We start from the raw sequence: 16201 nt of genomic DNA, 5'->3' as shown, positions 1-16201 counted from the left end.
CGGGTTAACGGCTAAAAAGACCACTTTTTTTGCGCCCCGAACACCGCGTTGGGATACTGCGGCTTGCCACGCGAGCCGTTGTAGCGCCCCAGGGCCATGAACAGATCGCCGCGCTCGCGCTCCAGGTAGTGGCGCAGGATCACGCAGCCGAAGCGCAGGTTGGTCTGCATGTGGAACAGCTTGCCCGCGTCGCCGTCGCCGATCACGCGGGTCCAGAACGGCATCACCTGCATGTAGCCGCGCGCGCCGACGCTGGAGACGGCGAACTTGCGGAACGCGCTCTCGACCTGGATCAGCCCCAGCACCAGCGAGGTGTCGAGCCCGGCGCGGCGCGTCTCGTACCACACGGTCTGCAAAAACTCGATGCGCTCGCCGAAGCTCTTCTTGCGGCCGTAGAGCCGGTCGCTCATGCCGGAGAGCCAGCGCAGGTAGGCCAGCCGCGCCTCGGTGCTGGCGAAGGTCGGCACCGGCGGCGCGCTGTTGGCGATGGCCGCGCCGAGGGCCGTGCGCACCGAATCGGCCAGCGGCTCCTCGAGCTGTCCTCCGGCCCAGGATTGCTCCTGAAAAAAAAGCGATCCGGCCAATACTGGTACCGACCTTAGCCAGTTTCGCCTGGAAAGCGTCGATTCTCCAGGCCCGTCCTCCGCCCGCGCCGTCATGCCCCCAGCTTGGCCCGCACGAAGGCCGCGATCTCGCCCGCCGGCACCTTGGTGGCGGCGGCGTCGCGGCGGTGCTGGTACTCGATCAGGCCGTCCTTCAGGCTCTTGTCGCCGATGGTCACTCGGTGCGGCACGCCGATCAGCTCCCAGTCGGCGAACATGGCGCCGGGGCGCTCGCCGCGGTCGTCCAGGATCACGTCCACGCCGGCGGCCAGGAGGTCGGCGTGCAGCGCCTCGGCCGCCGCCTTCACCGCCTCGCTGCGGTCCATGCCCACGGGACAGATGACCAGGGTGAAGGGGGCGATGGCGTCGGGCCAGATGATGCCGCGCGCATCGTGGTTCTGCTCGATCGCCGCCGCCGGCAGGCGCGTGATGCCGATGCCGTAGCAGCCCATCTCGAAGTGCTTGGGCTTGCCGTCCTCGTCGAGGAAGGTGGCGTTCATCGCCTTGGAGTACTTGGTGCCGAGGTAGAACACGTGGCCGACCTCGATGCCGCGCTCGATAGCCAACTCGCCCTGGCCGTCCGGCGCCGCGTCGCCGGGGACGACGTTGCGCAGGTCGGCCACCAGATCGGGCTCGGGCAGGTCGCGCCCCCAGTTGACGCCGGTGAGGTGGAAGTCCTCCGCGTTGGCGCCGCACACCCAGTCGGCCATCACGGCCACCTCGCGGTCGGCGACGATCTTCACCGGTTTCTTCAGGCCGATGGGGCCCAGGTAGCCCGGCCTGGTGCCGAAGTGATCGACGATCTCGGGTACGGTGGCGAAGCGGAAGCCCGCATCCAGCCCCGGCACCTTGCCGGCCTTGACCTCGTTCATGTCGTGGTCGCCGCGCAGCAGCAGCAGCCACAGCCGGGTCCGGGCGATTTCACCCCGCTCGTCCAGCTCGTCGGTGGCCAGCACCAGCGACTTGACCGTGTTCCGCAAAGGCAGCGCGAGCAGTTCGGCCACGTCGGCGCAGGTGCTCTTGCCGGGCGTGGGCGTCTTGGCCATCGCCTGCGCCGCCGCCGGGCGCGGGCCCTGGGGCGCCAGTGCCTCGGCCTTCTCCATGTTGGCGGCGTAGTCGCTGCCGGTGGAATAGACGATGGCATCCTCACCCGTGGCGGCAATGACCTGGAACTCCTCGCTCAGGTCGCCACCGATGGCGCCCGAGTCCGCAGCCACGGCGCGGTAGGTCAGGCCGAAGCGGTCGAAGATGGCACGGTAAGCCCGCGCCATGGCCTGGTAGCTGCGCTTGGCGCCGGCCTCGTCGCGGTCGAAGCTGTAGGCGTCCTTCATGGTGAATTCGCGCCCGCGCATCAGCCCGAAGCGCGGGCGCCGCTCGTCGCGGAACTTGGTCTGGATCTGGTAGAGGTTCTTGGGCAACTGCTTGTAGCTTTTGAACTCCTGCCGCGCGATGTCGGTGACCACTTCCTCGCTGGTCGGCTGGACGACGAAGTCACGGTCGTGGCGGTCCTTCAGGCGCAGCAACTCGGGGCCCATCTTGTCGAAGCGGCCGCTTTCGTTCCACAGCTCCGCCGGCTGCACCACCGGCATCGTCAGCTCCACCGCGCCGGCGCGGTTCATCTCCTCGCGCACGATGGCCTCGACCTTGCGGATCACGCGCAGGCCCATGGGCATGTAGGTGTAGATGCCCGCGCTGAGGCGCTTGATCATGCCGGCGCGCATCATGAGCTGGTGGCTGACGACTTCGGCGTCGGCAGGCGCTTCCTTGAGAGTGGAGATCAGGAACTGGGAGGCTTTCATCGGCATCGGGTGCGATAGGCGCACCGAACTTGGGGGTTTGTGCTCACTCGCCCCGCATCGGGCGCGGTGCATAATGGTCACAATTTATAGATTTTGAGGTTTGATTATGCTCGACCGGGAAGGCTTTCGCCCGAACGTCGGCATCATCCTGCTCAACCAGAAGAACCAGGTATTTTGGGGCAAGCGCATCCGCTCCCACTCCTGGCAATTCCCGCAAGGCGGCATCGATCGGGGCGAATCTCCCGAGCAGGCCATGTTCCGGGAACTGCACGAGGAAGTCGGGCTCCAGCCTGAACATGTGCGCATTGTGGCCCGGACCCGCGACTGGTTGCGCTACGAGGTGCCAGACCGGTTCATCCGCCGCGACGCGCGCGGCCATTACAAGGGCCAGAAGCAGATCTGGTATCTGCTGCAATTGGTGGCGCACGATTGGAACCTGAATCTGCGCGCCACCAGCCACCCCGAATTCGATGCCTGGCGCTGGAACGACTACTGGGTGCCGCTGGACGTGGTGGTCGAATTCAAGCGCGGCGTGTACGAGATGGCGCTGATCGAACTGGCGCGCTTCCTGCCCCGGCCCGAATACCGCAATCGCTTCCTGCGCGGCGGCATGCGCGCGCGCGAGCATGGTGATCTGCCGCCGATCGGGGTTCAGGAACACCCGCCCGCGGCCGCCGCTTTCGAGCGGCCTCCGGGCTTGGCGCTGGAAGGGATCGCGCGCCCGGCGCTCACGCCGCGAAAGGATCCATGACCTCTCACGTGCACATCCCGGCGCGCACGCCGCTGCCGCGCCTGCTGGCCACCACCGCCCTGGCGGCGGCCTTCTCCGCCGCCGCGCAGTACGCCGACCTGGACCGCGCCGACTGGAAGGAAGACGCGCCACCACCACCACCGGCCTACAGCGTGCAGCAGCTGATCGAGATCGAGATGCCGCGCTCGTCGACGGTCGAGATGGGCATCGACCCCGAAACCATCACCCTCAACCACGACACCGGCGTGGTGCGCTACGTGGTGGTGGCGCGCGGCCCTTCGGCCGTGAACGCCACCTACGAAGGTATCCGCTGCGCCACGGCCGAGTACCGCGTGTACGCGCGGCAGGTGCAGGGCGGCGAATGGAGTCCCAACGGCGACAACACCTGGAAGACCATGCGGGGCCAGAGCGGCGTGGTGGTCCAGCACCCCTACCGGCTGGCGCGCGACGGCCTCTGCGTCGGCCCCGGCGTGCGGCAGACCGTGCGGGACATGGTGCGCGAGCTGAAGTCGGGCAGCCAGTCGCTGTACCGCTGATCCTGGCCGGCCGCCGGGGCGCTCAGCGCATCAGCACCAAGTTGTCGCGGTGCACCATCTCGGGCTCGGCGCTGTAGCCGAGCAGCGCCTCGATCTCGCTCGACGGCCGGCGGCACAGCAGGCGCGCCTCGGCGCTGGAGTAGTTGGCCAGCCCGCGCGCCAGTTCGCCGCCCGCGGCGTCGCGGATGGCGATGACGTCGCCGCGCGAGAACACGCCTTCCACCTGCGTCATGCCGATCGGCAGCAGGCTCTTGCCCTCGCCGCGCAGCTTGGCGGCCGCCCCCTCGTCCACGGTGAGCGCGCCGCGCAACTGCAGGTGATCGGCCATCCACTGCTTGCGCGCCTGGGTCTTCTGGGTCGGCGCCACCAGCAGGGTGCAGATGTTCTCGCCGCGCGCCAGCCGCAGCAGCGCATCGGGCTCGCGGCCCCAGGCGATGACGGTGGACGCGCCCGAGCCAGCCGCGCGCCGCGCCGCCACGATCTTGGTCAGCATGCCGCCCTTGCCGATGCTGGAGCCGGCGCCGCCGGCCATGCGTTCCAGCGCCGGGTCGCCCGCGCGCGCCTCGTGCACGAACTCGGCCCGCGGGTCGCGACGCGGGTCGGCGGTGAACAAGCCGCGCTGGTCGGTCAGGATGACCAACAGGTCGGCCTCGATCAGGTTGGCCACCAGCGCGCCCAGGGTGTCGTTGTCGCCGACCTTGATCTCATCGGTGACGACGGTGTCGTTCTCATTGATGACCGGCAGCACCTGGTACTGCAGCAGCGTCATCAGGGTGGAACGCGCGTTCAGGTAGCGCTCGCGGTCGGCCAGGTCGGCGTGCGTCAGCAGCACCTGCGCGCTGCGCAGGCCGTGCTCGCGCAGTTTGGTCTCGTACATCTGCGCCAGGCCCATCTGGCCCACGGCGGCGGCGGCCTGCAGTTCGTTGACCTCGTGCGGGCGCCGGGCCCAGCCCAGGCGCTTCATGCCCTCGGCGATCGCGCCGCTGGAGACCATGACCACCTCGCGCCGGCCCAGGCCATCGTCGCCGCGCGCCAGCAGCGCCATCTGGCGGCACCATTCGCCGATGGCCGCCTCGTCCAGCCCGCGCCCCTCGTTGGTGACCAGGCTGGAGCCCACCTTGATCACGATGCGGCGTGCCTGCCGCAGGGCCTCCGAAGTGATTTTTTGAGTCATTTATGGCTATAGCCCGCGCCAATATTTCGCCAATAGCTATTAATTAGATAGCAAACTATTCCGCATCGAAGCGTGGGTCATGCGGTGGCTCGTGCGTGGCGGCCTGCTGCTCGGCACGCACGTGCTGGTAGATGGCCTGCACCAGCGGCTCGCAGCCTTCGCGGGTCAGCGCCGAGATCTGGAACACCGGCCCCTTCCAGCGCAGCCGCCGCACGAAGTCCTTCACGCGCGCGGCGCGCTCGTCCGCCGGCACCATGTCCAGCTTGTTGAGCACCAGCCAGCGCGGCTTGTCGTAAAGCGATTTGTCGTACTTCTTGAGCTCGGCCACGATGGCCTTGGCCTGCGCCACAGGATCGACGCCTTCGTCGAAAGGCGCGATGTCCACCACGTGCAGCAGCAGCCGGGTGCGCTGCAGGTGACGCAGGAACTGGTGGCCCAGCCCGGCGCCTTCCGACGCGCCTTCGATCAAGCCCGGGATGTCGGCCACCACGAAGCTCTGCTCGGGCCCCACGCGCACCACGCCGAGGTTGGGGTGCAGCGTGGTGAAGGGGTAGTCGGCGATCTTGGGCCGCGCGTTGCTGACGGCCGCGATGAAGGTGGACTTGCCCGCATTGGGCATGCCCAGCAGGCCGACGTCGGCCAGCACCTTCAGCTCGAGCTTGAGGCTCTTCTTGTCGCCGGGCCAGCCGGGCGTCTTCTGGCGCGGCGCGCGGTTGATGGCGCTCTTGAAGCGCAGATTGCCGAAGCCGCCGTCGCCGCCCTTGGCGATCAGGATCTTCTCGCCCGGCGCTAGCAGCTCGAACAGCACCTCCCCGCTCTCCGCGTCGCTGATGATCGTGCCCACCGGCATCTTCAGCGTGATGTCGTCGCCCGCGGCGCCGAACATGTCCGAGCCCATGCCGTGCTGGCCGCGCTTGGCCTCGTGGCGGCGCGCATAGCGGAAATCGACCAGCGTGTTGAGGCTGGGGTCTGCCAGCGCGAACACGTGCCCGCCGCGCCCGCCGTCGCCGCCGTTGGGGCCGCCGAATTCCTTGTACTTCTCGTGCCGGAACGAGACGCAGCCGTTGCCGCCATCACCGGCGGCGATATCGATGTAGGCCTCGTCGACGAATTTCATGGGCAGTCCCAGTTGACGGCGTCGCCAGAAACGCCAAAGCCCCGCTCGGGCGGGGCTCCGGCAGGGTGGGCGGAATGGACGTCAGGCCGCCGGGGTCACCACCACGGTGTGCTTGCTCAGCGCACCCTTGGTCGTGAACGACACCTGACCATCGACCAGTGCGAACAGCGTGTGGTCCTTGCCCACGCCGACGTTGCTGCCCGCATGGAAACGCGTGCCGCGCTGGCGCACGATGATGGAGCCGGCGCTGATGGCCTGGCCGCCGAACACCTTCACGCCCAACATCTTGGGCTTGGAATCGCGGCCGTTGCGCGTGGAGCCGCCGCCTTTTTTCTGTGCCATGGTGGTTTACTCCTTGGACTGGCCGCCGTTGATGGCGCCGATTTCGAGTTCGGTATAGCCTTGGCGATGGCCCTGGCGCTTCTGGTAGTGCTTGCGCCGGCGCATCTTGAAGATGCGCACCTTGTCGTGCTTGCCGTGCGCGACGACCTTCGCCACCACCGTGGCGCCGGACACCAGGGGAGCCCCCACCTGCAGGTCGCCGCCGCTGCCGACAGCCAAAACCTGATCGATGGTGATCTCCTGGCCCACGTCCGCAGCTATCTGTTCTATCTTGATCTTTTCGCCGGAGGCAACGCGATACTGCTTGCCACCGGTTTTTATGACCGCGTACATATGAAGACCCTTTTGAAGAAAGTTTCGCCAGACCAACTTCCGGCGAACCGCGTATTTTAGCAAAGGCGAGCGAGGCTCGCAAACCGCCGTCCCGGCGACTGTTTCCGCCCTGGGGCAAACCTATAATGCCCGCTCGACTCGGCGCCTTGGGGCGCCTTTCCCGGTTCCGACTGCCCGCCCCTGGTCCACGCCTTGTCCGCCCCCCCGAATCCCACCAGCCGCGCGCTGGCGCTTGCCGCCGGCGACATGCGCGAGGTCGACGCCACCATCGCGCGCCGCCTGGATTCGGGCGTGCCCCTGGTCGGCGAAGTGGCGCGCTACATCATCTCGTCGGGCGGCAAGCGCCTGCGCCCGGTGCTGCTGCTGCTCACCTGCGGCGCACTGGGCTGCACCAGCGTGCAGCGCTTCAACCTGGCGGCGGTGGTCGAGTTCATCCACACCGCCACCCTGCTGCACGACGACGTCGTGGACGAATCCACCCTGCGCCGCGGCAGTGCTACCGCCAACGAGGTGTTCGGCAACCCGGCCAGCGTGCTGGTGGGCGACTTCCTGTATTCACGCGCCTTCCAGATGATGGTCGAAACCGGCAGCATGCGCGTGATGGAAATCCTGGCAGACGCCACGAACGTGATCGCCGAAGGCGAAGTGCTGCAGTTGATGAACATCCGCGATGCCTCGCTGGACGAGGACGCCTACCTGCGCGTGATCCGCTCGAAGACCGCCAAGCTGTTCGAGGCCAGTTGCCGCCTGGCCGCCGTGCTGGCCGGTAGCCCGCCCGAGCTGGAAGCGGCGTGCGCCGAATACGGCCAATCGCTGGGCACGGCCTTCCAGGTGATCGACGACGTGCTCGACTACGACGGCGATGCTGGCGAGATGGGCAAGAACCTCGGCGACGACCTGCGCGAGGGTAAGGTCACCCTGCCGCTGATCCTGGCGATGCGGCTGGGCACCCCCGACGAAGCCGCCACGATACGGCAGGCCATCGAAACCGGCAGCACCACGGAGCTGGCCGCCATCGTGACCATCGTGCGCCGCTGCGGGGCGCTCGAAGGCACGCGCCTGCTCGCCGCCGAGCAGGCGCGCCGCGCCATCGATGCCTTGCGCGCACTGCCGCACAATACCCACGCAGATAGTTTGCTAGAATTGCCGGCTCAGCTGCTGCAGCGGCGCTCGTAACCCTGTGGGCCGGGCACCATCGGGGTGTAGCTTAGCCTGGTAGAGCGCTACGTTCGGGACGTAGAGGCCGGAGGTTCGAATCCTCTCACCCCGACCAGTTTTCCCCCAGCCGGGCCGGCGCCCAGGCATTCGCAAAGGCAATGTGTCGATTACCGCACACATCGCGGATCAGGGGACATTTACACATTCTCACTCTTCGGCGATGATCGCCAGGCTGTTTGCGCCTGCAGGAACGATTGATCCATGGCCGTTGGCGACTCCATTTGCAGGGAATCCACGACCTCCGCACTGCCCGGGGTCGGCAGAGCGCTGGTCATGGCGGGCAAGCTCGACCAGAAGGCCGCCGAGGACATCTACCGAAAGGCGCAGGCCAACAACAGGAAGTTCATCACGGAGCTGACCGAGTCCGGCGCGGTGTCCGCCGCCGACCTGGCGCACACCATGTCCCAGGCGTTCTCGGCGCCACTGATCGACGTCAACGCCTTGGACCTGCAGCGTTTGCCCGCCAATCTGATCGATGTCAAGCTGTCCCAGGCCTACCGCCTGCTGGCGCTGAGCAAGCGCAACGGCCGCCTGATCGTGGCCACGGCCGATCCGTCCGACCATGAGGCCGCCGAGAAGATCAAGTTCGCCACCCAGATGGGCGTGGAATGGGTGATCGCGGAATTCGACAAGCTCACGCGCCTGATCGATGCCCACACGAAATCCACCACCGAGACGACGCACCACATCGTCAGCGGAGATTTCGAGTTCGACGACGCGTCGCTCACATCCGCCACGCCGGCGGAAGACGCCGAAGACGTGCCAGTGGTCAAGTTCCTGCACAAAATGCTGATCGACGCGTTCAACATGCGCGCCTCCGATCTGCATTTCGAGCCGTACGAATACAACTACCGTGTCCGTTTCCGCATCGACGGCGAGTTGCGCGAAATCGTCTCGCCGCCGGTCGCCATCAAGGACAAGCTGGCCTCCCGGATCAAGGTGATCTCGCGCCTGGACATCTCCGAGAAGCGCGTGCCGCAGGACGGCCGGATGAAACTCCGGCTCGGCCCCGATCGCGTGATCGATTTCCGCGTCAGCACCTTGCCGACACTGTTCGGCGAGAAGATCGTGATCCGCATCCTGGACCCGAGCAGCGCCAAGCTCGGCATCGAGGCGCTCGGTTACGAACCGGAAGAAAAAGCACGCCTGCTGAAGGCCATCGAGCGTCCCTACGGCATGATCCTCGTCACCGGCCCGACCGGCTCCGGCAAGACGGTGTCGCTCTACACCTGCCTGAATCTGCTGAACAAGCCCGGCGTCAACATCGCCACGGCAGAAGACCCGTCGGAAATCAACTTGCCAGGCGTCAACCAGGTCAACGTCAACGAGAAAGCGGGCCTGACCTTCGCGACCGCGCTCAGGGCCTTCCTGCGCCAGGATCCGGACATCATCATGGTGGGCGAGATCCGCGATCTCGAAACGGCCGACATCGCCATCAAGGCCGCCCAGACTGGCCACCTGGTGCTCTCCACCCTGCACACGAACGACGCGCCCACCACGCTGACGCGCATGCGCAACATGGGCATCGCCCCGTTCAACATCGCCTCCAGCGTGATCCTGATCACCGCGCAGCGCCTGGCCAGGCGCCTGTGCCCCGGTTGCAAGGCGCCGATAGACATCCCCCGGGAGACGCTGGTAGAGGCCGGGTTCATCGAAGAGGAATTGGATGGCAGCTGGACGCCCTACAGGCCGGTCGGCTGCGCGGCCTGCATCAACGGCTACAAGGGCCGGATCGGCATCCACGAGGTCATGCCGATCAGCGAGGGTATACAACGCACCATCCTGGCGGACGGCAGCGCGCTGGACATCGCCGAGCAGGCGCGCGCGGAAGGCGTCCGGTCGCTGCGGCAGTCGGGCCTGCACAAGGTCCGCATCGGCGTCACTTCGCTCGAGGAAGTCCTGGCCGTGACCAACCTATAAGAAAGAACACCACATGGCAACCCGAGTCGCTGGCACGAAGAACATCAAGGAGTTCGTCTTCGAGTGGGAGGGCAAGGACCGCCACGGCAAGATCGTTCGCGGCGAAACCCGCGCCGGCGGCGAGAACCAGGTGCAGGCCACGCTGCGCCGCCAGGGCGTGCTGGTCACCAAGATCAAGAAGCGCCGCATGCGCGCGGGCAAGAAGATCAAGCCCAAGGACATCGCCATTTTCACGCGCCAGCTGGCCACGATGATGAAGGCCGGCGTGCCGCTGCTGCAGTCCTTCGACATCGTGGGCCGCGGCAACCCCAATGCCAGCGTGACCCGGCTGCTCAACGACATCCGGACCGACATCGAGACCGGCACCTCGCTCTCGGCCGCGTTCCGCAAGTACCCGATCCATTTCAACAGCCTGTACTGCAACTTGGTGGAGGCAGGGGAAGCCGCCGGCATTCTGGAAAGCCTGCTCGATCGCCTGGCCACCTACATGGAGAAAACCGAGGCGATCAAGTCCAAGATCAAGTCGGCCCTGATGTATCCCGTCGCCGTTCTGATCGTGGCTTTCGTCGTCGTCTCCGTGATCATGATCTTCGTGATCCCGGCGTTCAAGGAGGTGTTCACCTCCTTCGGTGCCGACTTGCCCGCGCCGACGCTGTTCGTCATCGCGATGAGCGAATTCTTCGTCCAATGGTGGTGGCTGATCTTCGGCGGCCTGATCGGAGGCGTCTATTTCTTTCTGCAGGCCTGGAAGCGCAGCGAGAAGGTCCAGATGTTCATGGATCGCCTGATGCTCAAGCTGCCGATCTTCGGCGATCTGGTCGAGAAATCGGTGATCGCGCGCTGGACGCGCACCCTCTCCACGATGTTTGCGGCCGGCGTGCCGCTGGTCGAGGCGCTGGACTCGATCGGCGGCGCCTCGGGCAACTCGGTCTACAAGATGGCCACAGACCAGATCCGGAAGGAGGTCTCGACCGGCATCAGCCTGACCACCGCGATGACCCATGCCAACATCTTTCCCAGCATGGTGCTGCAGATGACCGCCATCGGCGAGGAATCCGGCGCGCTCGACCACATGCTGGGCAAGGCGGCCGACTTCTACGAGTCCGAGGTGGACGAGATGGTCACCGGCCTGTCGAGCCTGATGGAGCCGATCATCATCGCCATCCTGGGCATCGTCATCGGCGGCATCGTGATCTCGATGTACCTGCCGATCTTCAAGCTGGGCCAGGTCGTCTGATGCCGGAAGCGCTGTGGCTGCAGGCCACGCTGGGCGGCGTGTTCGGCCTGCTCGTAGGCAGCTTCCTCAACGTGGTCATCCATCGCCTGCCGAAGATGATGGAGCGGCAGTGGGCGGAGGAATGCGCCGAATTGGCGGGCCGGCCCGCCGAACCGCAGCCGCCCTTCAACCTGATGGTGCCACGCTCGCGCTGTCCGCACTGCGGGCACCAGATCCGCTGGCACGAAAACATTCCCGTGCTGAGCTGGCTGGCCCTGCGGGGCAAGTGCTCATCCTGCGGAACGCCGATCAGCCCGCGCTACCCCGCGGTCGAGCTGGTGACCGGCGCGCTGTTCGCGTGGTGCGCCTGGCGCTGGGGCTGGACGCCCGCCGCCGCCGCGTGGTGCCTGTTCGCCGCCGTGCTGGTGGCGCTGACGCTGATCGACTGGGACACGACGCTGCTGCCCGACGACCTGACGCTGCCCCTGCTGTGGGCCGGCCTGATCGCCTCGGCGCTGGGCTGGACCCAGGTGCCGCTGCCGCAGGCGGTCTGGGGCGCCGTGGCCGGGTACCTGTCGCTATGGGGGGTGTACTGGGCCTTCAAGCTCGCCACTGGCAAGGAGGGCATGGGCTACGGCGACTTCAAACTGTTCGCCGCGCTGGGCGCCTGGTTCGGCTGGCCGGCACTGGTGCCCATCATCCTGATGGCCTCGGTGATCGGCGCCGTCGTGGGCATCGGCATGAAGATGGCCCGCTCGCTGCGCGAGGGGGGCGTGGTGCCCTTCGGCCCGTTCCTCTCCATGGCGGGCCTGACGGCCATGATCTTCAGCCCATCGGCCATCCTGCGCGTGGTCGGCCTGTAGACTCCCACGGGATGATGCTCATCCAGCTTGGCTTGACCGGCGGCATCGGCAGCGGCAAGACCACGGTGGGCGGCATGCTGGCCGAACGGGGTGCGGCCGTGATCGATGCCGACGCGATCTCCCGCGCCACCACGGCCGCCGGCGGCAGCGCGCTGCCGGCCATCGCGGCCGAATTCGGCGCCGCGCTGATCGGCGCCGACGGCGCGCTGGACCGCGCCGCCATGCGCGACCTGGTCTACCGCGACGCCACGGCCCGCCAGCGTCTGGAGGCGATCATCCACCCACTGGTCGGCCAGGAAACCGACCGCCAAGCCCAGCAAGCCCTGAGCGAGGGCCGACCACTGCTGGTGTTCGACGTGCCCCTGCTGGTCGAGTCCGGGCCGCGCTGGCGCGCCCGGGTGGACCGCGTGCTGGTGGTGGACTGCCCGCCAGAGGTCCAGATCGAGCGCGTGGTCGCGCGCAGCGGACTGCCGCGCGCGCAGATCGAGCAGATCCTGGCCGCGCAGGCCACCCGCGCGCAGCGGCTGGCCGCCGCCGACCTGGTGGTCTTCAACGGCGAAGGTGTCACATTGCGTGAACTGCGCACGGCAGTGCAGGAGTTGGCCGCGCGCTTCGGGCTATGATTCGCGCCAGTCAGCGAAAGCCTGCGCGTGATCCTGTACGAATACCCTTTCAATGAACGCATTCGCACCTATCTCCGGCTCGAACACCTGTTCGGCCGCCTCGGCCAGTTGCTGCCGCGCGACTCGGCGCTGGACCACCATTTCGCGCTCATCACCATCTTCGAGGTCATGGACGTCACCAGCCGCGCCGACCTGAAGTCGGACGTGCTGAAGGACCTGGAGAAGCAGAAGGCCCACATGGCCGCCTTCCGCGGCAACCCCGCCATCTCGGAGGCTTCGCTCGACGCTATCTTGGCGCGCCTGGACGACGCCTTCAACCGCCTCAGCCAGCAGCACAGCAAGCCCGGCCACGAGCTGACCGAGATCGAGTGGCTCATGGGCATCCGCAGCCGCGCCGTGATCCCTGGCGGCACCTGCGAGTTCGACCTGCCCGCCTACCACGCCTGGCAACAAGGCCAGGCGGGCGCGCGCCGCGCCGACCTGCAGCAGTGGGCCGCCTCGCTGGGCCCGATGGCGCAAGCCATCGGCCTGCTGCTGCAGATCTTGCGCGACACGGGCAAGCCGCAGATGATGATGGCCACCGCCGGCCAGTTCCAGCAGACGCTGCCACAGGGGCGCACCTTCCAGTTGCTGCGCCTGCGCATCGACGCATCGCTCAAGCTGGTGCCCGAGATCAGCGGCAATCGCCTGATGGCGGCCGTGCGCCTGGCGCGCCTCGACGCCGACGGCAAGCTGCATGCCGCGCGGGAGGACGCCCCGTTCGAACTAGCGCTGTGCGCATGACGGCGCCACCCCTGCCCCGCACCGTGCGCTGCCCCGCCTGCGGCGGCCCCAGCCTGTACGCGCCAGAGAACCGCTTCCGCCCCTTCTGCGGCGAACGCTGCAAGCTGCATGACCTGGGCGCCTGGGCCAGCGAGAGTTTTCGCGTCGAAGTGCAGGAAGACGACGGGGCCGATGCCGCGCCGCCCTCGTCTGCCCAGTAGCTCCGAAAAACGATCAGCGTCAAGTCTTTTTGGCCTGTAGCCAGCGCCATATAAGCGTCTTCAGCTATCAATATCAGAGCATTCGGCGAGGCTGACCCACCTCTTCGGCCAGCCAGTCCAGCACCGGAACCGCGCCGGGCAGCACCGGCTGCGCTTGAACGGGCAACCGCTCCCACACGAAGCGCTGGCCTTCGCGCATCTGCAACTCGCCGCGCCACGCCATCACCTTGCAAAAGTGCAGCCGCACCAGCGCGTGCGGGTAGTCCACCATTTGCTCGCGCCAGCGCTGCACGCCGGCCGGCGCGAGGTCGATGCCCAGTTCCTCGTGCAACTCGCGCGCCAGCGCCTGCTCAACGCTCTCGCCCGCCTCCAGCTTGCCGCCGGGGAATTCCCAGTAGCCGGCGTAGACCTTGCCCGGCGGGCGGGAGGTGAGCAGAAAGCGCCCGTCGGGTTGCAGCAGCACACCGACGGCCACATCGACCACCTGGCGCTCGCCCTCCTGCCCGTCCGCGCGGCGCAGATGGGCGTCGGCCTGGAGGACCGGCCCGCTCACGCCGCCGCGCGCCCCATGAAGTCGCGCGCGAACTGGTAGGCCACGCGTCCGGAGCGGGAGCCGCGCTCCAGCGCCCAGACCAGCGCCTCGGCCCGCGCGGCCTCGATCTGCGCGGCGCTGGCGCCCAGGGCGCCGAGCCACTGCGCGACGATGGCCAGGTACTCGTTCTGGCTGAAGGGGTAGAAGCTGACCCACAGGCCGAAGCGCTCGGACAGCGAGATCTTCTCCTCGATCACCTCGCCCGGATGCACCTCGCCATCGTCGGTGTGGGTGTAGCTGAGGTTGTCCTTCATGTATTCGGGCAGCAGGTGGCGGCGGTTGCTGGTGGCGTAGACCAGCACGTTGGGCGTGCTGGCGGCGACCGAGCCGTCGAGGATGCTCTTGAGCGCCTTGTAGCCCGCCTCGCCCTCGTCGAAGCTGAGGTCGTCGCAGTAGACGATGAACTTCTCGGGGCGTCCGCTGACGACGTCGACGATGTCGGGCAGGTCGGTCAAGTCGGCCTTGTCCACCTCGATCAGGCGCAGGCCGCGCGGCGCGTAGGCGTTCAGGCAGGCCTTGATGAGCGAGGACTTGCCGGTGCCGCGCGCGCCGGTCAGCAGCACGTTGTTGGCGGGGCGGCCTTCGACGAACTGGCGTGTATTGCGCTCGATCCTGTCCTTCTGCGCGTCGATCTCCTTCAGGTCGGCGAGCTGCATCGCGTCCACGTGCCGCACCGGCTCCAGCATGCCGTGGCCGGAGGCGCGCTTGCGGTAGCGCCAGGCCACGGACTGGCTCCAGTCGGGCGCGCCCAGCGGCTGCGGCAGCACGGCCTCGATGCGGGTGATGAGCTGCTCGGCGCGCTCGATCAGGTGGGCGAATTTATCGTTCATTTCCGGCTCTATCTGGCGTCTATATTGCGCTATCAGCTATTAATAAAATAGCAAGAAAGGGTCCGGGATCAAGACCGATAGTCGGCGTTGATGCTCACGTAGTCGTGACTCAGGTCGCAAGTCCACACGGTGTCGGCCGCGTCGCCCCGGCCCAGACCCACGCGCACGGTGATCTCGGCCTGCTTCATCACGCGCTGGCCGTCTTCCTCGCGGTAGGCGGGGTGGCGACCGCCGTTGATGGCGACGTGCACATCGTCCAGGTGCAGGTCGATCCTGGTCTGGTCGAGGTCACCGATGCCGGCATAGCCCACGGCCGCCAGGATGCGGCCCAGGTTGGGGTCGCTGGCGAAGAAGGCGGTCTTGACCAGCGGCGAGTGCGCGATGGCGTAGGCCACCTGGCGGCATTCGTCGGCGGTGCGGCCACCGTCCACGCGCACGGTGATGAACTTGGTCGCACCCTCGCCGTCGCGCACGATGGCCTGGGCGAGCTGGCGCGCCACGTCCAACAGCGCGGCCTTCAGCGCCCGGCCCTCGTCCGAGTCCAGCGAGGTGACGGGTGCGTTGCCCGCCTGGTGGGTGGCGATGACGAGGAAGGAGTCGTTGGTGGACGTGTCGCCATCGACCGTCACGCGGTTGAACGAGCCTTCGGCCAGTTCCAGCGCAAGGCGCGGCATCAGCGCCGGATCGACGCGCGCGTCGGTGGCCAAAAAGCCCAGCATGGTGGCCATGTTGGGGCGGATCATTCCGGCGCCCTTGGCTATCCCAGTGACGGTGACCTCGGCGCCGCCCACCCGCGCCCGGGCGCTGAAGGCCTTGGGCACGGTGTCGGTGGTCATGATGGCCTCGGCGGCGCGCGCCCAGTGGCTGGCCTGGGCGTCGGCGATGGCGGCGGGCAGACCGGCTTCGATGCGATCGACGGGCAGCGGCTCCATGATGACGCCGGTGGAAAGCGGCAGCACCTGCCGCGGCTGCAGTTGCAGCAGGCCGGCCAGCGCCGTGCAGGTCTGGCGGGCGCGGCGCAGGCCGGCCTCCCCGGTGCCCGCGTTGGCGTTGCCGGTGTTGACCACGATGGCGCGGATGGCGCCCTGCGCAAGATGCTCGCGGCACACCTGCACCGGCGCGGCGCAGAAGCGGTTCTGCGTGAATACGCCGGCGACGCTGGCGCCTTCATCCAGCAGGATCACCGTCAGGTCCTTGCGGCCCGCCTTGCGCACGCCGGCCTCGGCCACGCCGAGTCGCACGCCGGCGACGGGGAACAACTGGGAAGCGTCGGGAGCGGTCAGGTTGACGGGCATGGTGGTC

General features: G+C 67.5%; 17 protein-coding genes, 1 tRNA gene and 1 pseudogene. 10 read left to right on the top strand and 9 right to left on the bottom strand.

Annotated features, from left to right (window positions below; genetic code table 11):
- Positions 1–11: 11 nt before the first annotated feature.
- Positions 12–659, bottom strand: a complete 648-nt coding sequence (locus IPG65_RS01215; protein ID WP_293187491.1) for a lytic transglycosylase domain-containing protein — start codon at positions 657–659, stop codon at positions 12–14.
- Positions 656–2401, bottom strand: a complete 1746-nt coding sequence (locus IPG65_RS01210) for a proline--tRNA ligase (protein WP_293187490.1) — start codon at positions 2399–2401, stop codon at positions 656–658. The genes IPG65_RS01215 and IPG65_RS01210 overlap by 4 nt, the downstream gene beginning before the upstream one ends.
- A 106-nt stretch (positions 2402–2507) precedes the next feature.
- Here IPG65_RS01210 and IPG65_RS01205 point away from each other — a divergent pair.
- Positions 2508–3026: pseudogene (locus IPG65_RS01205) on the top strand (RNA pyrophosphohydrolase); the annotation flags it as partial.
- 122 nt (positions 3027–3148) lie between these two features.
- Positions 3149–3688, top strand: coding sequence for a CNP1-like family protein (locus tag IPG65_RS01200; RefSeq protein ID WP_293187489.1), 540 nt, complete (start codon positions 3149–3151; stop codon positions 3686–3688).
- Positions 3689–3710: 22 nt separating this feature from the next.
- Here the strand turns inward: IPG65_RS01200 and proB are convergent, their stop codons facing one another.
- The 4 genes from proB to rplU form a co-directional block, all read right to left on the bottom strand.
- On the bottom strand, positions 3711–4850 hold the full coding sequence (proB, locus tag IPG65_RS01195) for a glutamate 5-kinase (RefSeq protein WP_293187920.1): 1140 nt from the start codon (positions 4848–4850) through the stop codon (positions 3711–3713).
- 67 nt (positions 4851–4917) lie between these two features.
- Positions 4918–5979 (bottom strand): Obg family GTPase CgtA, encoded by a 1062-nt coding sequence (gene cgtA / locus IPG65_RS01190; protein ID WP_293187488.1) that lies wholly within the window; start codon positions 5977–5979, stop codon positions 4918–4920.
- 81 nt (positions 5980–6060) lie between these two features.
- Positions 6061–6321 (bottom strand): 50S ribosomal protein L27, encoded by a 261-nt coding sequence (gene rpmA / locus IPG65_RS01185; protein WP_293187487.1) that lies wholly within the window; start codon positions 6319–6321, stop codon positions 6061–6063.
- A gap of 6 nt (positions 6322–6327) precedes the next feature.
- Entirely contained in the window at positions 6328–6654 is a 327-nt protein-coding gene (gene rplU / locus IPG65_RS01180; RefSeq protein ID WP_293187486.1) for a 50S ribosomal protein L21, read from the bottom strand.
- A 192-nt stretch (positions 6655–6846) separates the two neighbouring features.
- Between rplU and IPG65_RS01175 the strand changes: the two genes are divergently transcribed.
- The 8 genes from IPG65_RS01175 to IPG65_RS01140 all read left to right on the top strand — a co-directional run bounded on the left by IPG65_RS01175 (position 6847) and on the right by IPG65_RS01140 (position 13477).
- Positions 6847–7830: a polyprenyl synthetase family protein gene (locus IPG65_RS01175; RefSeq protein ID WP_293187485.1), complete on the top strand. Its 984-nt coding sequence runs from the start codon at positions 6847–6849 to the stop codon at positions 7828–7830.
- A gap of 20 nt (positions 7831–7850) precedes the next feature.
- Positions 7851–7927, top strand: a tRNA-Pro gene (locus IPG65_RS01170).
- Positions 7928–8073: 146 nt separating this feature from the next.
- Positions 8074–9792 carry a type IV-A pilus assembly ATPase PilB gene (gene pilB, locus IPG65_RS01165; RefSeq protein WP_293187484.1) on the top strand — a complete coding sequence of 573 codons (1719 nt, stop codon included), beginning with the start codon at positions 8074–8076 and terminating at the stop codon, positions 9790–9792.
- Between the two features lie 13 nt (positions 9793–9805).
- The gene (locus tag IPG65_RS01160; protein WP_293187483.1) at positions 9806–11029 is read left to right on the top strand and encodes a type II secretion system F family protein; all 1224 of its coding nucleotides are present in this window, start codon (positions 9806–9808) and stop codon (positions 11027–11029) included.
- Positions 11029–11871, top strand: a complete 843-nt coding sequence (locus IPG65_RS01155) for an A24 family peptidase (RefSeq protein ID WP_293187482.1) — start codon at positions 11029–11031, stop codon at positions 11869–11871. Before IPG65_RS01160 ends, IPG65_RS01155 begins: the two co-directional genes overlap by 1 nt.
- 11 nt (positions 11872–11882) lie before the next feature.
- Positions 11883–12494: a dephospho-CoA kinase gene (gene coaE, locus IPG65_RS01150; RefSeq protein ID WP_293187481.1), complete on the top strand. Its 612-nt coding sequence runs from the start codon at positions 11883–11885 to the stop codon at positions 12492–12494.
- A gap of 27 nt (positions 12495–12521) precedes the next feature.
- A complete protein-coding gene (gene zapD / locus IPG65_RS01145; protein ID WP_293187480.1) occupies positions 12522–13277 on the top strand; it encodes a cell division protein ZapD in 756 nt (251 codons plus the stop codon).
- On the top strand, positions 13274–13477 hold the full coding sequence (locus IPG65_RS01140) for a DNA gyrase inhibitor YacG (protein WP_293187479.1): 204 nt from the start codon (positions 13274–13276) through the stop codon (positions 13475–13477). The genes zapD and IPG65_RS01140 overlap by 4 nt, the downstream gene beginning before the upstream one ends.
- Positions 13478–13550: 73 nt before the next feature.
- Here IPG65_RS01140 and IPG65_RS01135 read toward each other — a convergent pair whose 3' ends face one another.
- The 3 genes from IPG65_RS01135 to argJ all read right to left on the bottom strand — a co-directional run bounded on the left by IPG65_RS01135 (position 13551) and on the right by argJ (position 16194).
- The gene (locus IPG65_RS01135; RefSeq protein ID WP_293187478.1) at positions 13551–14030 is read right to left on the bottom strand and encodes an NUDIX domain-containing protein; all 480 of its coding nucleotides are present in this window, start codon (positions 14028–14030) and stop codon (positions 13551–13553) included.
- The gene (locus IPG65_RS01130) at positions 14027–14899 is read right to left on the bottom strand and encodes an ATP-binding protein (protein WP_293187477.1); all 873 of its coding nucleotides are present in this window, start codon (positions 14897–14899) and stop codon (positions 14027–14029) included. The genes IPG65_RS01135 and IPG65_RS01130 overlap by 4 nt, the downstream gene beginning before the upstream one ends.
- 68 nt (positions 14900–14967) lie before the next feature.
- Positions 14968–16194, bottom strand: coding sequence for a bifunctional glutamate N-acetyltransferase/amino-acid acetyltransferase ArgJ (gene argJ / locus IPG65_RS01125; RefSeq protein WP_293187476.1), 1227 nt, complete (start codon positions 16192–16194; stop codon positions 14968–14970).
- Positions 16195–16201: the final 7 nt, after the last annotated feature.

Source organism: Ottowia sp., assembly GCF_016703145.1.
In the GTDB taxonomy this organism is placed as follows: Bacteria; Pseudomonadota; Gammaproteobacteria; order Burkholderiales; family Burkholderiaceae_C; genus Ottowia.
This window is presented reverse-complemented; position numbering and strand designations above follow the sequence as displayed.

Bases quoted from the DNA above. Each gene is read 5' to 3' on its own strand.
- pilB (WP_293187484.1), top strand. From the start codon at position 8,074: ATGGCCGTTGGCGACTCCATTTGCAGGGAATCCACGACCTCCGCACTG.
- IPG65_RS01160 (WP_293187483.1), top strand. From the start codon at position 9,806: ATGGCAACCCGAGTCGCTGGCACGAAGAACATCAAGGAGTTCGTCTTC.
- IPG65_RS01140 (WP_293187479.1), top strand. From the start codon at position 13,274: ATGACGGCGCCACCCCTGCCCCGCACCGTGCGCTGCCCCGCCTGCGGC.
- argJ (WP_293187476.1), bottom strand. From the start codon at position 16,194: ATGCCCGTCAACCTGACCGCTCCCGACGCTTCCCAGTTGTTCCCCGTC.
- cgtA (WP_293187488.1), bottom strand. From the start codon at position 5,979: ATGAAATTCGTCGACGAGGCCTACATCGATATCGCCGCCGGTGATGGC.
- rplU (WP_293187486.1), bottom strand. From the start codon at position 6,654: ATGTACGCGGTCATAAAAACCGGTGGCAAGCAGTATCGCGTTGCCTCC.
- IPG65_RS01210 (WP_293187490.1), bottom strand. From the start codon at position 2,401: ATGAAAGCCTCCCAGTTCCTGATCTCCACTCTCAAGGAAGCGCCTGCC.
- IPG65_RS01215 (WP_293187491.1), bottom strand. From the start codon at position 659: ATGACGGCGCGGGCGGAGGACGGGCCTGGAGAATCGACGCTTTCCAGG.
- IPG65_RS01200 (WP_293187489.1), top strand. From the start codon at position 3,149: ATGACCTCTCACGTGCACATCCCGGCGCGCACGCCGCTGCCGCGCCTG.
- IPG65_RS01130 (WP_293187477.1), bottom strand. From the start codon at position 14,899: ATGAACGATAAATTCGCCCACCTGATCGAGCGCGCCGAGCAGCTCATC.
- rpmA (WP_293187487.1), bottom strand. From the start codon at position 6,321: ATGGCACAGAAAAAAGGCGGCGGCTCCACGCGCAACGGCCGCGATTCC.
- IPG65_RS01155 (WP_293187482.1), top strand. From the start codon at position 11,029: ATGCCGGAAGCGCTGTGGCTGCAGGCCACGCTGGGCGGCGTGTTCGGC.
- coaE (WP_293187481.1), top strand. From the start codon at position 11,883: ATGATGCTCATCCAGCTTGGCTTGACCGGCGGCATCGGCAGCGGCAAG.